13 protein-coding genes are annotated in these 16,464 nt (G+C 52.1%); all 13 read right to left on the minus strand.

Features of this window, described 5'->3' with window-relative positions:
• Positions 1-39: 39 nt before the first annotated feature.
• The 13 genes from galU to GYN08_RS23180 all read right to left on the minus strand — a co-directional run bounded on the left by galU (position 40) and on the right by GYN08_RS23180 (position 16,144).
• On the minus strand, positions 40-948 hold the full coding sequence (gene galU, locus GYN08_RS23120; protein WP_166280063.1) for a UTP--glucose-1-phosphate uridylyltransferase GalU: 909 nt from the start codon (positions 946-948) through the stop codon (positions 40-42).
• A 60-nt stretch (positions 949-1,008) separates the two neighbouring features.
• Entirely contained in the window at positions 1,009-2,475 is a 1,467-nt protein-coding gene (locus tag GYN08_RS23125) for an MOP flippase family protein (RefSeq protein ID WP_166280066.1), read from the minus strand.
• Between the two features lie 30 nt (positions 2,476-2,505).
• Complete coding sequence (locus GYN08_RS23130; protein ID WP_166280069.1) at positions 2,506-3,636, minus strand: glycosyltransferase; 1,131 nt, start codon at positions 3,634-3,636, stop codon at positions 2,506-2,508.
• Positions 3,637-3,708: 72 nt separating this feature from the next.
• A complete protein-coding gene (locus tag GYN08_RS24110; RefSeq protein WP_166280072.1) occupies positions 3,709-4,851 on the minus strand; it encodes a glycosyltransferase family 4 protein in 1,143 nt (380 codons plus the stop codon).
• On the minus strand, positions 4,844-6,178 hold the full coding sequence (locus tag GYN08_RS23140) for an O-antigen polymerase (protein WP_235946452.1): 1,335 nt from the start codon (positions 6,176-6,178) through the stop codon (positions 4,844-4,846). The genes GYN08_RS24110 and GYN08_RS23140 overlap by 8 nt, the downstream gene beginning before the upstream one ends.
• A 35-nt stretch (positions 6,179-6,213) precedes the next feature.
• Positions 6,214-7,554 carry a UDP-glucose dehydrogenase family protein gene (locus GYN08_RS23145; protein ID WP_166280075.1) on the minus strand — a complete coding sequence of 447 codons (1,341 nt, stop codon included), beginning with the start codon at positions 7,552-7,554 and terminating at the stop codon, positions 6,214-6,216.
• A 30-nt stretch (positions 7,555-7,584) separates the two neighbouring features.
• Positions 7,585-8,745, minus strand: a complete 1,161-nt coding sequence (locus GYN08_RS23150; RefSeq protein ID WP_166280078.1) for a glycosyltransferase family 4 protein — start codon at positions 8,743-8,745, stop codon at positions 7,585-7,587.
• A 96-nt stretch (positions 8,746-8,841) separates the two neighbouring features.
• On the minus strand, positions 8,842-9,534 hold the full coding sequence (locus GYN08_RS23155; RefSeq protein ID WP_166280081.1) for a sugar transferase: 693 nt from the start codon (positions 9,532-9,534) through the stop codon (positions 8,842-8,844).
• Positions 9,535-9,592: 58 nt separating this feature from the next.
• Positions 9,593-10,234 carry a CpsD/CapB family tyrosine-protein kinase gene (locus GYN08_RS23160; protein WP_166280084.1) on the minus strand — a complete coding sequence of 214 codons (642 nt, stop codon included), beginning with the start codon at positions 10,232-10,234 and terminating at the stop codon, positions 9,593-9,595.
• Between the two features lie 55 nt (positions 10,235-10,289).
• Complete coding sequence (locus tag GYN08_RS23165; RefSeq protein ID WP_166280087.1) at positions 10,290-11,504, minus strand: glycosyltransferase; 1,215 nt, start codon at positions 11,502-11,504, stop codon at positions 10,290-10,292.
• Between the two features lie 12 nt (positions 11,505-11,516).
• The gene (locus GYN08_RS23170; RefSeq protein WP_166280090.1) at positions 11,517-12,272 is read right to left on the minus strand and encodes a YveK family protein; all 756 of its coding nucleotides are present in this window, start codon (positions 12,270-12,272) and stop codon (positions 11,517-11,519) included.
• Between the two features lie 768 nt (positions 12,273-13,040).
• Positions 13,041-14,219 carry a glycosyl hydrolase family 28-related protein gene (locus GYN08_RS23175; protein ID WP_235946453.1) on the minus strand — a complete coding sequence of 393 codons (1,179 nt, stop codon included), beginning with the start codon at positions 14,217-14,219 and terminating at the stop codon, positions 13,041-13,043.
• A gap of 269 nt (positions 14,220-14,488) precedes the next feature.
• Positions 14,489-16,144 (minus strand): glycosyl hydrolase family 28-related protein, encoded by a 1,656-nt coding sequence (locus GYN08_RS23180; protein WP_166280093.1) that lies wholly within the window; start codon positions 16,142-16,144, stop codon positions 14,489-14,491.
• Between the last annotated feature and the right edge of the window lie 320 nt (positions 16,145-16,464).

Below are 16,464 nucleotides of genomic sequence, written 5' to 3' on the forward strand. Positions count from 1 at the left end.
TCGATTCGGTGATGTCCAATCTTTCGCAGCGTTGCGCTTTTAAACGATTTTAAGATTTTCCTTTTTCTCGGCTGTCGCGGCGGGATTAACCAGACTTTCCAGCAGATAGTCGCGCAGTTCGTCGCCCAGTCCTTCGCGCTTCAGCGCAAAGTCGACGTTGGCTTTCAAGTAGCCGATCTTGCTGCCGACGTCGTAGAGCTGGCCGTCGTAACGGAAGCTGTACATCTGCGACAGCTGAGCGAGCTTTTTGAGCGCGTCCGTCAGCTGGATCTCGCCGCCGACGCCCGCCGTCTGATTTTCCAAGATGTCCATGATTTCCGGTTCGAGAATGTAACGACCGATCATGGCGAGGTTGGACGGAGGGTCTACCTTCGGCTTTTCCACCAGATCCGTAATCAGGTTCAGGTTGTCGGACAGTTTGTCCCCCTTGATGACGCCGTAGCTGCTGACGTCCTTCCAAGGCACCTCTTCGACCGCGATCATATTGCCGCCGGTCCGCTCCTGCTCGTCCATCATCTGTTTGAGGCACGGTACTTTGCTGTCGATGATCATATCGCCGAGCAGCACCGCGAACGGTTCGTTATTGATGAATTTGCGGGCGCACCAGATGGCATGTCCGAGACCGAGAGGCTCTTTTTGACGAACGCAGTGGATTTCGACCAGGTTGGTCACTTCACGCACGATGCTGAGCAGCTCTTCTTTATTTTTTTCTTCCAAATCGGCTTCCAGCTCTATGTTTTTGTCGAAATGATCCTCGATGGCCCGCTTGCTTCGGCCCGTCACGATAATGATGTCTTCGATTCCCGAAGACATGGCTTCTTCGACAATGTACTGAATCGTCGGCTTATCCACGATCGGCAGCATTTCTTTAGGCATCGCTTTCGTTGCGGGCAAAAATCTCGTTCCAAGACCTGCTGCCGGGATGATCGCTTTTTTGACTTTACTCATGTTGATGCCCTCCTTTGGTTGTATGAAGCGAGAATGTAAACTTCTTTGACACGTCCGCCGTCATTTTGCTAACTTAGTTTTACTTATAAGCCTATTCTTAACGCTTTGAAACAAATCTTTGTTAAAAAGAAAAATTACGGCAACATAGATCAAGGCGCCGACAGCGACTTGAATGATAAAGTTGGCCTGCTGCGAGAAGACGGCGACGGACAAGTAATTGATCAGCACGACGCCGACGACCATGATCAGACCGTACAGAAGGCCCGGGGCCATGCTGCGCATGTACTCGCGCAGGCAGGGACCGATCGTGCGGCGCATCGCATACTGATACTGAATCACGAGTACCGTGAATTGGATCAGCACGTAAGCGATGCAGGTTCCCATAATGCCTCCGAAGTACGTGCCGATTGCGAGTCCAGGCACCTGAACGCTCATTCCCATCAGCGTGTAACGGAAATACATGTCCATACGGCCCTTCGCTTGAAGCAGCGGCTGAATAGGAACGGTGAGCGAACGCAGAAGCATGGCGACCGAAAGGATTTGGATCAGGATGATGCTCGGTTCCCATTTGTCTCCGAAAATAAAAGGAACGAGCATAGGCGCCGTCACGAGCAGACCCATGTAGATCGGCGCGTTCAAATAACTGACCAGGTTGACCGTTTTGATGTAACCGGCGCGAAGACGTTCAAGATTGTCCTGCATTTTGGCATACAGCGGCAGGCTGACCGTGTTGATGAGCGGCGCCAGTTTCAGCACCGGCATCGTGCAGAGCTGGAAGGCGAACGAATAGTAGCCGAGTGTCTGGGCACTATATAAACGTCCGATAATGATGTAGTCGATATTGGACATCAGCGACTGGATCACGTTGGACGACATTTGATACGCGCCGAAACTCAGATAACCTTTCAAGTCTTTCCGCGCAAAGTGCAGGGCGGGGGTCCACTTTCTCCAGCCCTGAATCAGCAGCAGCATCGATTTGACAAAGGCGTTGCCGAGATTGGACAGCACCAATGCGTAAACGCCGAACCCTGCCAATGCCCCGCCTACGGCCAGAACGAAACCGACGAAGTAAGCCACGATCTGGATTTTGGCGATGTTGTCGAACTTCAGTTCCTTGCGGAACATCACTTCGAACTGCTGGCCGAACGCCGGAAGCAGGCATAGCAGCGCCATCCAGCGAACCGGGTTAAGCAGCTCCGGCTCTTGGTAAAACCAAACGACGAGCGGGGCGGAAAAGAAAATTACGGTGGCGATGAAAGCCCCTGTCGCCAAATTCAATATGTAAAGACTCGACAGATGGTTTTTGGTGACATCCTGGCGATGAATAATGGCGTTCGAGATCCCTGCGTCGGTCAAGTTGACTGCCGCCGCGACAACGACCATCGTCATGCTCATCAGACCGTAGTCGACCGGTTTGAGAATCCGGGACAAGGCTACCAGCTGCAGAAGCTGGATGACGATCGTGATGATCGTGGCTAGGCTCGACCATTTGGCCGCTTTGATCCCTTTCTTTTTTAATGAAGACATTTCGCCACTCCTTTAACTGCTTTTCTGTATCTACAGGTTGTCGATAAAATCGAGAAGCGTGTTCACTTTGGCTTCCCAGGCATGGCTTCTCGCCATTTCGCGAATCGAGACGCGGTCCGCCCCGGCTCCCAGCGCTTCTTCCACTTTTCGCGGAAGATCGGAACTGTCGCGGTAAAAGTGCAGGAATTGCTCTTGACGGCGCAGCAGCTCGGGCGTTTCAGTGACGACGACCGGAAGTCCGGCGGCCGCGTATTCGTACAGCTTCATCGGGCTTCGCCCCGCGTTGGCGGCATGGTTGCTGAGCGGCAGCAGCGCCACGTCCGAATGTTGAAGATAGGCCGGGACGGTCGCATATTTTTTCGCGCCCAGGAAATGCACGTTGGCGAACTCCGAGAAATCCCGCTTCGTCTCGTCGTTGACGGGACCGATAATCACCAGACTGACGCTCGGCTTTTCCTTCGCGAGCAGCTTCAGCCCTTTGAGGTCGAGCCGTTCGTCGAGCGCGCCCACGTAGACGGCACGGGGTCCGGGAATAGGCTTAAGGTCGTCGGGCTCCGGTGCGGGAGCGGAGAAATGATCGAACTCCACGCCGTTCTCGAGCAGCAGCGTCGGCACGGCCGGATTGTACTCTCGCAGTTCCGACAATACCGGCCCGGACGTGGAGACCAGCCCATCGACGACGGACATCAGCGTTTGTTCGGCCGAAGCGATCGACGCGTCGCCGGTCATCTTGCTGTAGATGTCCGTCGGTCGGTAGATCGTTACCTTCGGCGAAACGAGCTTCTCCAGACCGACAAAGCGCGGCTGATCGATCAGCAGCAGATCCACCGAATTCATGTCGTGCTCGCGCATGACCTTTTTGATCGACGGAAGCATCCAGTTTTTGCGGGTCTTTTTAAAAATCGGTCCGGCGATCTCCCAAGGCAGCAGCGACATCGGCACGGAATTGACCACTGCCGTCGTATCCACCTGCTTGCCCTGGAGAATCCGAAACCGCTGCTGGATATCGCGGTCTTTCCATTTCAGCAGATGAAAAGGACTGAGCGGAGTGCTGACGTGAATGACCGAGTGGCCCAGTTTTTCCATCTCCCTCGATAGGTGATGGGAGCCGACCACGAAGGGACTGCCCATATAAGTGTGACTAGCGAACATGATATTCATCTCAGCTCTCCTCCTCTCCTGTCTCGGCGGCTCGTCCGCAGCCCGGTCCGGGGCCGGGCGACGCCGCTACGGTCAAGCTTCCGCTTTTCGGCTTTCGCTTCTGGCCGCTTGATTGGCGGTGCGTCCCGCCGCATGCAGCTTCACTTCCGCCAACGTCTCGTATGCGCATTTCTCCCAGGAAAATTTGGCGGACTGCGCCAATCCCTTCCGCTTCATCTCTTCCCGAAGCGCGGGGTCGTGCATAACCCGCGCAAGCTTTTCCGCGATATCTTCCGGTCGGCTGGGATCGCAGTACAGAACCGCATCTCCGCAAACTTCCGGCAGCGAAGCGGTATCCGAGACGACGACCGGACACCCGCAGGCCATCGCTTCAAGCGGCGGAAATCCGAATCCTTCGTAAAAAGACGGGAATACGAAGCAGGCCGCGCTCTCGTAAAGCGTCCGCAGTTCCTCGTCTTCCACATAACCGACATGGCGGACGTTTTCGCCGAGTTCCGTGTCTTCGGATTTGAAAATTTTCGGATTCGTTCCGCCGGCAATGACGAAGTCGAACCCTTGATCGCCGATCAATTCGGCGGCGCGAACGATCGAACGAAAATTTTTGTTCGGACTGCTGCTGCTTACCGCCAGCACGAACGGCCGTTTCAACCCTTGCTTCTCCGGAAATTCGGGCGACGTCCCCGTTTGAAGCACGTGCTCCTTGCCGTGGTAGATGACTTGGATCTTGTCTCCCCGGATTCCGCAGTGGCGCATCAGTTCGTCTTTCGAATTTTTCGAGCAGGTCAAGATCAGCGGTGCGCTGCGTCCGAGCGTCCGGAACATCAGCTTATACCAGAGCTTGAAGGCCGCGGAATACGTGTCCGGTACCGAGTATACGGCCGCATCGTGCAAAGTTACCGCCTGCCTGCGCTTGAACAGGGGCGCCGCGTTGCACAAATTGAGCAGAAAGCCGTCCTTGGCCAGCTTCGGCAGCGACAGCTGCTCCCACAGCTGGCCCCCGAAGCGCCCGGCCTGACGGACTTCGATATGCCGCGTCCCCAGTTCGTGAATGTCGCCCGTCGGTGCCAGCACGACGAATTCGTAACCGCGAACCGCCGGGTCGTCCCGGCCGATCAGACGGTCTACGGTGCGCAGCAGTTCGTACGCATAGCGCTGCACTCCGGTCACGGAAGCTTTGAGAAAACGTCCGTTAATATAAATGCGAGTCTTATTCACCGGCTCCCACTCCTTTCAGCCGCCAACTGGTCAGCTTTTTCCGATTGTAGTGAAGGATTAAGGTAAACGCGAGAATGATTACCCAGCACGGGAAGAATCGCCCGCTGCCGAAGTAGAAGTAACGCGGAATTTCGAGCACGCCGACCAACCAGATCGGGTAAATCATCATGCCGAACGTATGCCCTTTTTGGAAATGAGTGTACAGCACGCCGGTGAAGAACCCTACGATTACCCAGAACACCAATGCGCCGCCGAAGCCGTAATCGTTGTAAGGCTGCAGCAGGCCCGAAGGATTGTTGAATTCCGGGTTGCCCATCGTGGCCAGCGTGTTGTTGATCATCGCTTGAGGCTCGAAGCCGTAAATCGATTCGTAGGCGTTGTCGGGAACTCCCGGGAACTTCCAGACGAATTCCGCCGTCGAGTTCGGGAACGGCAGCCAATGGAAACCGAGATGCTGGAAGTACAGCGTGCCCGTATTGATGGCGGTCACGTAGTAACCGAAGAAGCGGGTCACGATGAATTCCCAGAAGGACGGATAGTAATTGACGTAGTAGCTGAGCCAGGACCGATAATATTCGCTGATCCCGAAAAATCCGACGAGCGCGATTACGCCGATGAACGGATACAAGCCCACCAGCGGCGTGCGCCGGCCGAGCTTGGCCCGCATGGAGAAATAGACGACGGCGGCCGGCACCAGAAATTCCATAATGGCCAGACGTTCCAGGAAGAAGAGCGCGCGCATCATCGTCAACAAAAATACGGCCAGCAGCATCCATATGTAGATTTTCTTTTTGTTATAGAAGAGGTAGTAGCTGGTCAGAATCACGAACGGAATGCCGAAGTTGGTAAAGGACGTTACGCCCGCCACGTTGTCGAAGCTTTCCTTAATGCCGTAGATCGCTCCCGGTTCTCCGCTCAGCACGCTCATGAACAAGGCGAGGCTGAATCCGTTGCGAAGCATGATCAAAAACCAGACCGCGTAGCCGAACATCGTGAAAGCGAACAGCAGGCCGATCCACATTTTAATGAAAGAATCTTTTTTCTCCATCACTTCGCCCAATGCGTTCGAAGGCTTCGTTCCTTTCCCGGCCAGGAAAGCAAGGATGCCGCCGAACACGAAACAGCATACCGGAAGGATGGAAAAAATGATGTTCGACTCGTTAATGAACTTGTTGACCCGGTAAAACGAGAGATAGCTGTCGCCCGGAATGTAGTAAGCGCCGATCAATATGATCGTCATCAACAGCGCGAATATAATAGTCGGATTCAGCCACCAGATTCGCATGCCGCTATTTCCGTTCCGGTCTGTCTTGTTGCCGTTCATCATTCGTTCCTCCTTTCTTCAATGGTGCAGGCCCCGGATTAATCCGAGGCCACCGAGTTACGGAACGGCGACAGGCTTTCCAGCTCAGGCCGTCCGATCGAGTAATATTGGAACGTCGTCTCCGCCAGCTGCTCTCTCGAGTAGACGTTGCGTCCGTCGATCAGGACAGGCTGCTTCATGACGCCGTTCAACTGCTGCAGGTCGACTTCTTTGAATTCCGACCAATCGGTCAGCAGGCAGAGCGCATCGCAGCTTTCGGCCGTCTCCATGGCGGAATCGCACCACTGCACATCCGCTTCGCCGCGGAAAAAGCGGCGGAAGTTGTCCGTGGCAATCGGGTCGTACGCTTTGACGACCGCGCCTTGCTCAAGCAGCGTCTTGATGATATCGAGCGCAGGCGCTTCGCGGACGTCGTCGGTGTTCGGCTTGAAGGCAAGCCCCCAGATTCCGACCGTCTTGCCCTGAAGATCGCCCAGCGAATGGTTAAGCTTCGCGATGATGTTGAACCGCTGGTCGTTGTTCACTTCGACAACGGACTTCAACAGTTTGAATTCGTAATCCACGTTGCCGGCAATCTGGATGAGCGCGTGCGTATCTTTCGGGAAGCACGAACCTCCGTAGCCGATTCCCGCCTGCAGGAACGAGGAACCGATCCGCTTGTCGTATCCCATTCCTTTGGCCACGTTGGTAACGTCCGCGCCGACCTTCTCGCAGATATTCGCGATCTCGTTGATGAACGAAATTTTGGTGGCGAGGAAAGCGTTCGACGCGTACTTGATCATTTCCGCGCTCCGCACTTCGGTAACCATGATTTCGTCGGTAAGGGGCTTGTGCAGCTCGGTCAGCGTGGCGGCTGCGCGCTCGCTGCTTGTGCCGATGATGATACGGTCGGGATTCAGCGTATCTTTGACGGCGGAACCTTCGCGGAGGAACTCCGGAATGGACACGACATCGAAGTTGTGCGGGCTGAGCTGACTGATGATCTGCTTGATTTTATCGTTTGTTCCGACCGGAACGGTACTTTTCGTGATCACGATCTTATAGCCGTTCATGGCCAGCGCGATATCTTGAGCCACCTGTTCCACGTATTCGAGATTCGCCTCGCCGCTCGGCAGCGAGGGCGTACCGACGCAGATGAACACGATATCCGCTTCCCGCACCGAAGCGGTGAGGTCGGAAGTGAATTCCAGGTTGCCGAGTTTCGTGTTTTTCTCGATTAATTCCTGCAGGCCGGGTTCGTAGATCGGAACTTCGCCTTTTTTGAGCCGTTCGACTTTGTCCAAATCTTTATCTACGCACGTCACCTGATTGCCGATCTCCGAAAAGCATACGCCCGACACCAGACCGACATAACCGGTCCCGATAAATGTCAATTTCATAAGTAAGTCTCCTTTGGTTTGAGAGTCGGCTTAAAGCACCCGCGTAATCATCCGTTCGGCGCCGAAGCGGCGTCCGTCTTCAAGCTGCTTGTTATGGATATGCGTCTGCAGATTCTGACGGAACACTTCCGGCGAGAAGCGCATCGCGTTTTTACGGCAGTTGGCCGGCAGAATTTTCGATTTCTCCTGTTCGAAGCGCTGAACGGCAGCCTTGATGGCGGCAGGATCTTGTTCGCTGTAAAATACGCCGGTCGGAGCGATTTCATCCAGCCCTTTGACCGTTTCCAGCGCTCCGCCTTTGCCGAATGCAATGACCGGAGTTCCGCATGCCTGCGCCTCGACCGGCGTAATGCCGAAGTCTTCTTCCGCGGCGAAGACAAAAGCCTGGGCGCGCTGCATGTGATCGACGAGCACGTCGTCCGGTTGGTAGCCCAAAATTTGAATATTCGGCGATTGGTGCTTGCGCACTTTTTCCATGTCGGGCCCGTCGCCGATAATGATCAGCTTTTTATCGGGCATTTGCGCGAAAGCCGCCGCTATCATGTCCATTTTTTTATAAGGAACCATACGCGAAGCCGTCAGATAGAAATCTTCCTTTTCTTCCCTGACCGTAAACGCTCCTACGTTTACCGGCGGATAGATGACGGAAGCTTCTCTGCGGTAGACTTTCCAGATCCGGTTGGCGATAAACTGGGAGTTGGCGACAAAGTGATCGACGCCGTTCGACGTTCGGTAATCCCACAGCCGGATCCGGCTTAGAATCAGCTTGGCCATCGTACCTTTAAGCCCTTTCTCCAGCCCAGACTCTTTCAAATACTGAGGCTGCATGTCCCAGGCATAACGGATCGGCGAATGGACGTAAGAAATGTGGAGCTGATCCGGTCCCGTAATCACGCCTTTGGCTACCGCGTGGGAGCTCGACAAAATCAAGTCGTACGACGACAGGTCGAACTGTTCGATGGCCAGCGGCATTAACGGCAGATACTGGCGGTATTTCTTTTTGGCGAGCGGCAGCTTTTGGAGGAAGGAAGTATGTACTTGCTTGCCCCGAAGGAATCCGCGGTCTTTTTCCGGCAAAAAATCGACCAGGCTGTAGATGTCCGCTTCGGGAAAAATGTGAATCATTTGTTCCAGCACCTTCTCCGATCCGGCATAACTGGTCAGCCAATCGTGTATAATCGCGACTTTCATTCGGCTTCATCCTTTCCTTTTGGATAGAGTGTCTGTCTGCGCGCTTCCTGCCCGAAAACGGCCTCGTTCCCTCGATTGCCCTGAAACGGCGAGGGATTAATAAGCGCCTTTTTTGAGCAGAACGCTAACGACTGTTGCAAAAAGAATTCGGATGTCCAGCAGAATGGTACGGTGATACACATAATACAACTCGAGATCCACGCGTTCCGGATATCCGACGTCGCTTCGCCCGCTAACCTGCCAATAACCGGTTACTCCCGGCTTTACCGATAACAAATCGTCTTTGCGGTCCTTGTACTCTTTCAGTTCCTGAGCCACGATCGGTCGAGGGCCGACCAGACTCATCTCGCCTTTGAGCACGTTCAACAGCTGAGGCAGTTCGTCGAGGCTCGTCTTGCGAAGGAAACGGCCGATGGACGTGATGCGGGGGTCTTCGTCCTGTTCAAGCTTGTAATTGTTGGCAACGTATTTTTCATACAGCGCTTTGTCTTCCTTAAGCCTCTGTTCGGCGTTGGTTGCCATGGAACGGAACTTGTAGATGCTGAACATGTTCGAATTTCTTCCGAAACGCTTTTGCTTGAAAAACACCGGGCCTTTCGGGTCTTCAAGCTTGATCAATACGGCCAGGACCAGAAATACGGGCGAAAGCAGAATCAATCCGATCAAGGATGCCACCACATCCATACTGCGTTTGGTCGTATTGAACAGGATTCCCCGATTCCAGGACAGATTACGGAATGCAACCTCGTTGTACTCTCTCGCTTCGGCGTCGTTGTTGACTACACTCATGATTTCCCCTCCATTTGTCTAGGATGTCTTCGGGTGTCGAGCCGTCATTGTTCGCTGTTTACGCTTTGTTCAGCACTACGCCCAAAATGTGCGCATTGACATGATCCATTCCTCTTTTGACTTTTTTAAGCTCGTCTTTCGTTACTTTCCCCTGGTGCGCCACGAGTACAACCCCGTCCGCCATGGTTCCCAAAATCTGAGCGTCCGAGACGGTCAATGCCGCCGGAGAATCGACCAGAACGACGTCGTAATAAGCGCCAACCTCTTTTAGCAGTTCCTGCATTCGCTCCGAACCGAGAATCTCCGAAGGATTCGGCGGAACGGTTCCTGCGGTCAATACCGATAAATTCGGAATCGCGGTCGTCGAGACGGCGGCTTCAAGGCCGCACTGTCCGCTGACGACGTCCGTCAAACCGCGCTTATTGGAGCGAGGAAACACTCGCTGCAGCGAAGGATTCCGCAGGTTGCCGTCGATCAGAAGCACCTTTTTGCTCTCCTGCGCATACGATACGGCGAGATTGGTTGCCGTTGTCGTTTTGCCCTCCTCATTGCCTGCCGAAGTGATCAACAGAACTTTCGAGGAACGTCCCATCGCGGAAAACCGAATGTTGGTCCGCAGCGTACGATAGGACTCGGAAGCTTCCGCGTTCGAATTTTTGTTGGCAACCAGATACGTACCGCTGCTCATAGCTCTAGTCATCGATTACATCGCCTTCCTCTAATGGAATAAGATTTGTTTTTATCTAAAGAAATGCTTACAAAATATGTTGAGCTTCATTGACGGAAGGCAGCATCTTCTCGAAGTTAACGCATTCGCCGACAAACTGCTTGGAGATGACGAGTTTATACAGTTCCTCCATCTTGCGGGTCTGTTCGTCCAAATCGAACTGCCTGCTTACGCGAATGCGTCCGTACTCGCTGAACGACTGCCATAATTCGGGCTCCGCGAGCAGCCGTTCGATATAGCCGCCGAGCCTTGCGGAATCGCATTCCGGTGCAAGATACCCGCTCATTCCGTGCTCAACCGCTTCCGGTATGCCTCCGGTCGCGAAGCTGACGACGGGCAGCCCCATCGCCGCCGCTTCAAGAAACACCATTCCCAGCCCTTCTTCCGCGCCGTTTTCCGCTTTGACGCTCGGAACGCTGAATACGCGAGCTTTGTTCATCCACTCACGCACCGCATGATGCGGCTGCGTTCCGAGGAAGCGATAGCGCTTCAACTCCTGCGCCGCCATCCGTTCCAACTCGCCGCGCAGCGGCCCGTCGCCGATCACCACCAGTTCGGCTTCGGGATGCTTGCGCTGAACCTCAGCCATGGCGCGGATCAGATAGGCGCAGCCTTTCACTTCGACCAGCCTTCCGACAAACAGCACCGTAGACTCGCGCTCGACGGAAAGGTCCGGAGTAAAAGTTTCGAGGTTGATTCCGATATAGTGGCGAACGATTCTTTCCGGCGGATAACCCTGACTGATCAATTTGTTTCGAATGAAGTCGGAAACCGCAATGAAGAGATCGCCTTTTTTCTGCAGCTTCGGCCGCTGTTTCAGATAATTTCGATGTGTATAGTAAGACTTTCTGGCATATTCGTCTTTGGTCGTCGCATCGTAACCATGGAACGTCACGATCAGCGGAATGTTCAATTTCTCCGCGATCGGCATCGCTAGACAGCCTTCCGGACCAAAGTGAGCGTGAATCAGTTTAGGCTGAATAGCCTTAAGGCGCCGCGTCAGTCCGCGTCCCGGTCCCATCAGCTTGAATTCCAGCTCTTTTCTTCGGCCTGCCACGCCTCCGGTATTGATGATGATCCGCTTATCGGCTTCGATCTGCAATCCGGGCACAAGACGCGAACCCATAAAATACGAATGGAAAGATTCAAATCGTTCAGCCTGGCTTTTGATAAAAGTCTCGGACGGCGGCAGAATTTGATCCCGATAAATAAGCACGGGAATTTCCGGTTGTATGAATCTCATGGTTGACCTCGTTTATCTCTGCTCGTTGGCAGTTCGTAATACGGCCGTGTCTTCCTGCTGCCCCGAATACGTGCTTGCCTGATTTTTCAGATCGCTTTTCGCAATCCGGTCGACCTTTGCCAGCACCGGCAGTCCGATCGCGTTTTCTACGTCAAACTCCGTTTTTACGGAATCGTCCAGATACTCCAGCAGGAACATAATTCCGAGCCCAAGCACGAGTCCGACCACCAAAGCCAGCGCGATCACCATTTGCCGATGGTCGTTGACCGGATCGGGCGACAGGTTCGGATCGGCGGCATTCAAGACGCTCACGTTGTTAACCTGCATGATTTCGGGAATCTGGCTGATGAATACATTCCCCGTCGAATTGGCAATGGTAGCCGCCGTTTCGTAAGAGGAATCTTCTACCGAAACGTTGATGACCTGCGTATTTTGCGTCGAATCGATCATCAATTTATTGCCGACCTGAGTCGAAGTGAGGTTCAATTCCGGATGACGTTCGACCACAAGTTTGGTAATCGAGTCCGAAGTGATGATTTTTTTGTAAGTATTGATCAGCTTCAAGTTCGCTTCGATCGAATTGGAATCGACCTGTGCTTGGCCCGTGCTTGTGATCGACGGTTCGTTCACGATCAAGTCCACCGACGCTTTGTACATAGGCTGATATTTCGAGTTATACGCAATGGCAGCCGCAAGGCACAACAGTAAGGCCAATCCCAGTACCCACCATCTTTTTTTGATCACGCTCAAATATTCCTTTAATTCCATTCCATGATCCCTCCGTCTTCATGAATAGTTGGCGGCCGACTCGACACATACTGAGAGGAGCATCAGGCAAAAAAAGATGCTGCCGCGCAATTCCATTAGTTTTGTAAAATAAAAATTAATATTACCAAAATAAAAGGTTATGAAAGTAAAAGGACGATTAGTTTTGTAAATATATTGATTTTATTTTACATTTTTTCAAAATTGCAAATACAAAATTCGAACCTTCGCCGGCTGTCAGGCGATTATCGGGTTCGTTACAAGTGGCTGAACTATTTACCTTTCTTGCGGAACTGTACGAGTTATGTAGTCCAATCAAGCTTCGCGATCCACTCCTTTCCGTAATGGACACCAGAGAAACATCGAAAAGAAGTCGTTTCGCGCGGGATGCCAAAAGTCCTTATATTGTTTTTTTGATATCGACTTCAAAATCACCTCTTTCTGCTCTCTCCTGCTGCTTGGTCCTATTGTTGAACTGCTCATCCGAGTCCGTCATTCGCTTCGATCGGTGAAATTTCAACAAAATGTTCACGAAAACTTTTCAAATTCTTAACCTTGCTCTCAGACTTTCTTGATTTGCGTTTGCGATGTCTAGTTTATAAACCCCCGATTTTCGCTTGAATCAATTTCATTTACCCAATCTCTTTTTAGGTCCTTAAGGCCTATGTGCTTTTCGCAAACAAGCAGACTCATATACCTAATTTAAGAGATCTAGCAACCGAAAGTAACAAAAAAGAAGACAGCGATTGCTCGCTGTCTTCTTTTTGTAAATCAAAAGCCTATATTTCCTTCAGAATGAATCGTTCCGCTTTTGAAGTTCGTTGCTAGGCCTTTGGTATTCTCCAGCTTGTTCGCATCGAAATAAATGTTTCCGATTTCTCCGCTGCCCCACACTCCGATTCCTCCGTGAACGGAATCGCTGATGGTATTTCCGTTAAACTTCACTTCGTCGATGTTTCCTTGCGACGCATACACCAGCACATTCGGATGTTCGGCATTTAACCGCGTACCGGTATGTTCGATCGTATTTTCATTAATCACCACGTTTTTCACATTGCGCGTATCCCATTCTTTTTCGACTGAAATATAAATGCCCGCCATTTCGGTGTCGCGAATTTGATTTTTTTCGATCGTAACGTTTTCTCCGCCAACGACCGAAATGCCCCGTGCCTTGGATCCGTAACCGACATCGTTTCCGCGGATCATGATGTCTTTCGTCGTTTTCGGATTTTCTCCATAACTTACGACGGCGATCGTATCGTCTCCGGCTTGGCTTACCTTGTTGCGTTCAATCACGATGTTGCTGCTCCCATTCGTAATATGTATGCCGTCGGCGCCTGTGTTTTGAAGCGTGTTGTCGATAATTTTCCCGTTGGAAGACTCGTCGCCAACAAAAATCCCTGCCGTGCTCGATTTGTCGATCATTAGGCCCTGAATAGTGAAGTTGGTCGCGCCAAGCACCGTAATGCTGTTTTTATCGTTGGCTCCGTTACCGCGCTCCTCTGTTTTTTCGTATACATGAGCAAACCCGCTGAGAACGGCGTTGTCTCCTTTTACATCGATCGAGCCGCTGCCCGAATCGGTGGAAGTCAGAATTGCCAAGTCGGCTCCGTCTCCAAGCAGCTTGACTCCATCGACTACAAGAATGCTGCTCAGTCGGTAATTGCCTGGGGGAATATAGACGGCTTGATTCTTTTCTTTCGCTTGATCGAGCGCGGATTGAATCGCCGCCAAATCGTCGGTATCGTCATCGGGAGTCGCTCCTTCGTCGACGATCGATACGGCTCCTTCGGGCACCTGGACGAGCGGAGCTTTCTCTTCCGTTTCCGGTTTTTCCACTGCGGTTTCTTCCTTCATCAGCGTCGAGCCTCTCCATATGGCCAGCGCGGCTGCGGCTATGACGAGAACCGAAATCAGCCCCCAAACCTTTTTGTTTGTTTTTCTTTTCATAGGTTCCTCCTTCAATCTCCTTGTCTGTTCTCCACATTCAAGCCTATAACGTTTCCGTGTATCCATTCAAGCAAGCAGATTTCGCAAAAATGCGGCTGCTGCATGATTCAGAACGGCGAAAAGCGGTTAAGCAGGAATAGTGTTATATAAACCGCGCAGTCCGTTTTTAAGCACGGACTCGAACAATTATGCAAAAAAGCGGATGCCGGCAGCTGCCGATATCCGCTTCTCTCTTGCAGAATCTGATAAATCCTCGATTTCGCACCTTTTTAAAATCCTACATTCTGGTTCAATTTGATTTTGCCGTTGCTAAAGGTGGTTGGAGCGCCGACCCGGTTAATCAGCGTGTTTTTGTTGAACGTCACATTTTTGATGATCCCTTCACCCCACACCCCGATTCCTCGATGAGCGCCGTTCTTGATCGTATTATTGTTAAAAACGACATTATCTACAATTCCCTGCGAAGCGTAAACCAGTACGTTCGGATGATTTTGCGGTTCCGCAATGCCCGTGTGATTGATCATATTCGAAGATACGGTTATCCGATCGACATTGCGCGTGTTATAAGAAGCTTCTACCGCAATATATATGCCGGCCATGTTCGCATCCTGAATGGAATTGTTCGAGATCGTTACGTCCGTGCCGCCCACTACCGCGATACCTCTGGCTTTCGAGCCGTAACCCACATGGTTTTTGCGAATAGTAATATGATGGGCAGCCCGAGCATCGCTATCGATATAACTGACTACCGCGATCGTATCGTCCCCCGCCTTACGAACAATGTTGTTTTCCACCGTAATGTAGCTGCTTCCTCCGGTAACATGAATGCCGTCGGCTCCGGTCGAATCAAGCGTATTTCCGCTTACCGTCCCATTTGTCGAACCGTAAGTGACCATAATCCCAGCCGTGCTTGATTTGCTGATATAAACATCTTGAATTTTGAAATTTTTCGCGCCGCGGACGGTGATGCTGTTTTTTTCGTTCGCTCCGTCTCCCCGCGGCACCGTCGTGCTGTAAGCGTGCTTCAGGCTGCTCAGTTCGACTCCGCTTCCTTTCAAATCGATCGAGCCGCGCTTGGGATTCGTCGAAGTCAGCGTTGTCAACAGCTTGCCCGCTCCTTTGACCTTGACGCCGTCTATCGTTAAAATATCGCTGAGCATGTAATTGCCTGCAGGAACATAAACCGTCTTGCCGGTTGCCTTCGCCGCGTCGATTGCCGCTACGAACGCCGCATAGTCGTCTTTCGAATCATTGGCTTTGGCTCCATAATCCAGCACGGATATAAAAGCTGACTGTTTGGCGTTGGCCGAAGATTCCGCTTTGGGGGCGGTCGATGCGGCTTTGGGCGAAGTGCTGCCTGCCGATCCCGTATAGACGATATCGGGTTCCCATAAAGTATGGTCATGATTGGCGTTGCCCCGCTTGTTCACCACAAAAGATATTTCCGTGCCCTCTTCTACGGATACTTCGGAAACCCCCGTCGGCGAAATCGCTGAAGTACCCGTGATTACGGAACTCCACAGCTTTTTTCCGTCCTTACGAATGCTGGCTGCGATGCCGTCGCCTTCTCCGCTTCCTTTTTTGACGCTGCCCGTGATCGAAATCGTTCCTTTTCCCGGAGAAATCCACTTCCGAACCGCGTCGAAGTTCTGATCGGGATGAAGCGCCGTAGCGGATACCCAAGGATAACCGTTCGGCGCCGCCCAGCGATTATTTTTTTTATCATAGTTAAGGTCAAGATAAGCGGTGCCCGACAGCTTTTCATAATACCATTGGTTGGCCCCCTGCTGCTGCGTGCCGAACCCCTGCGAGGACGAATAGGTTTGCGTTACGGCAGCCGCGTCAGCCGACGTTCCGCCGACTGCAGCCCCTCCTATTCCCAAAGACAAAGCAACCAGGCCGGATAAAAATTTGCTTTTGTTCAAGACGTACCTCCCAAAATGGTGGATTAAAGGTCATTATATCGGCTTGCCCGTTAGCGCGAAAAATAAGGGAAATGCCCGGTGGAATAGACTGCCGGGCTCTAATTAACACTCGTAAGGAGCCGGAGCAAACTTATCGTTCTTTGTTTCCGTCCCGTATATGAAAAAGAAAATTGATTTTTCAAAAAAGCCCTACCGTTTGTATCGGTCATCTGCCGGGTAATCGTTAGACCCAAACCCCATTCTACTATAAAAACCTATTAAAAGTTACAATTTCGACATATTTTTTTTCGAAAATTCTCTGAAAAAATACATTTCCAACA

The sequence above is a fragment of the Saccharibacillus alkalitolerans genome (assembly GCF_011090185.1).
Classification (GTDB): Bacteria; Bacillota; Bacilli; order Paenibacillales; family Paenibacillaceae; genus Saccharibacillus; species Saccharibacillus alkalitolerans.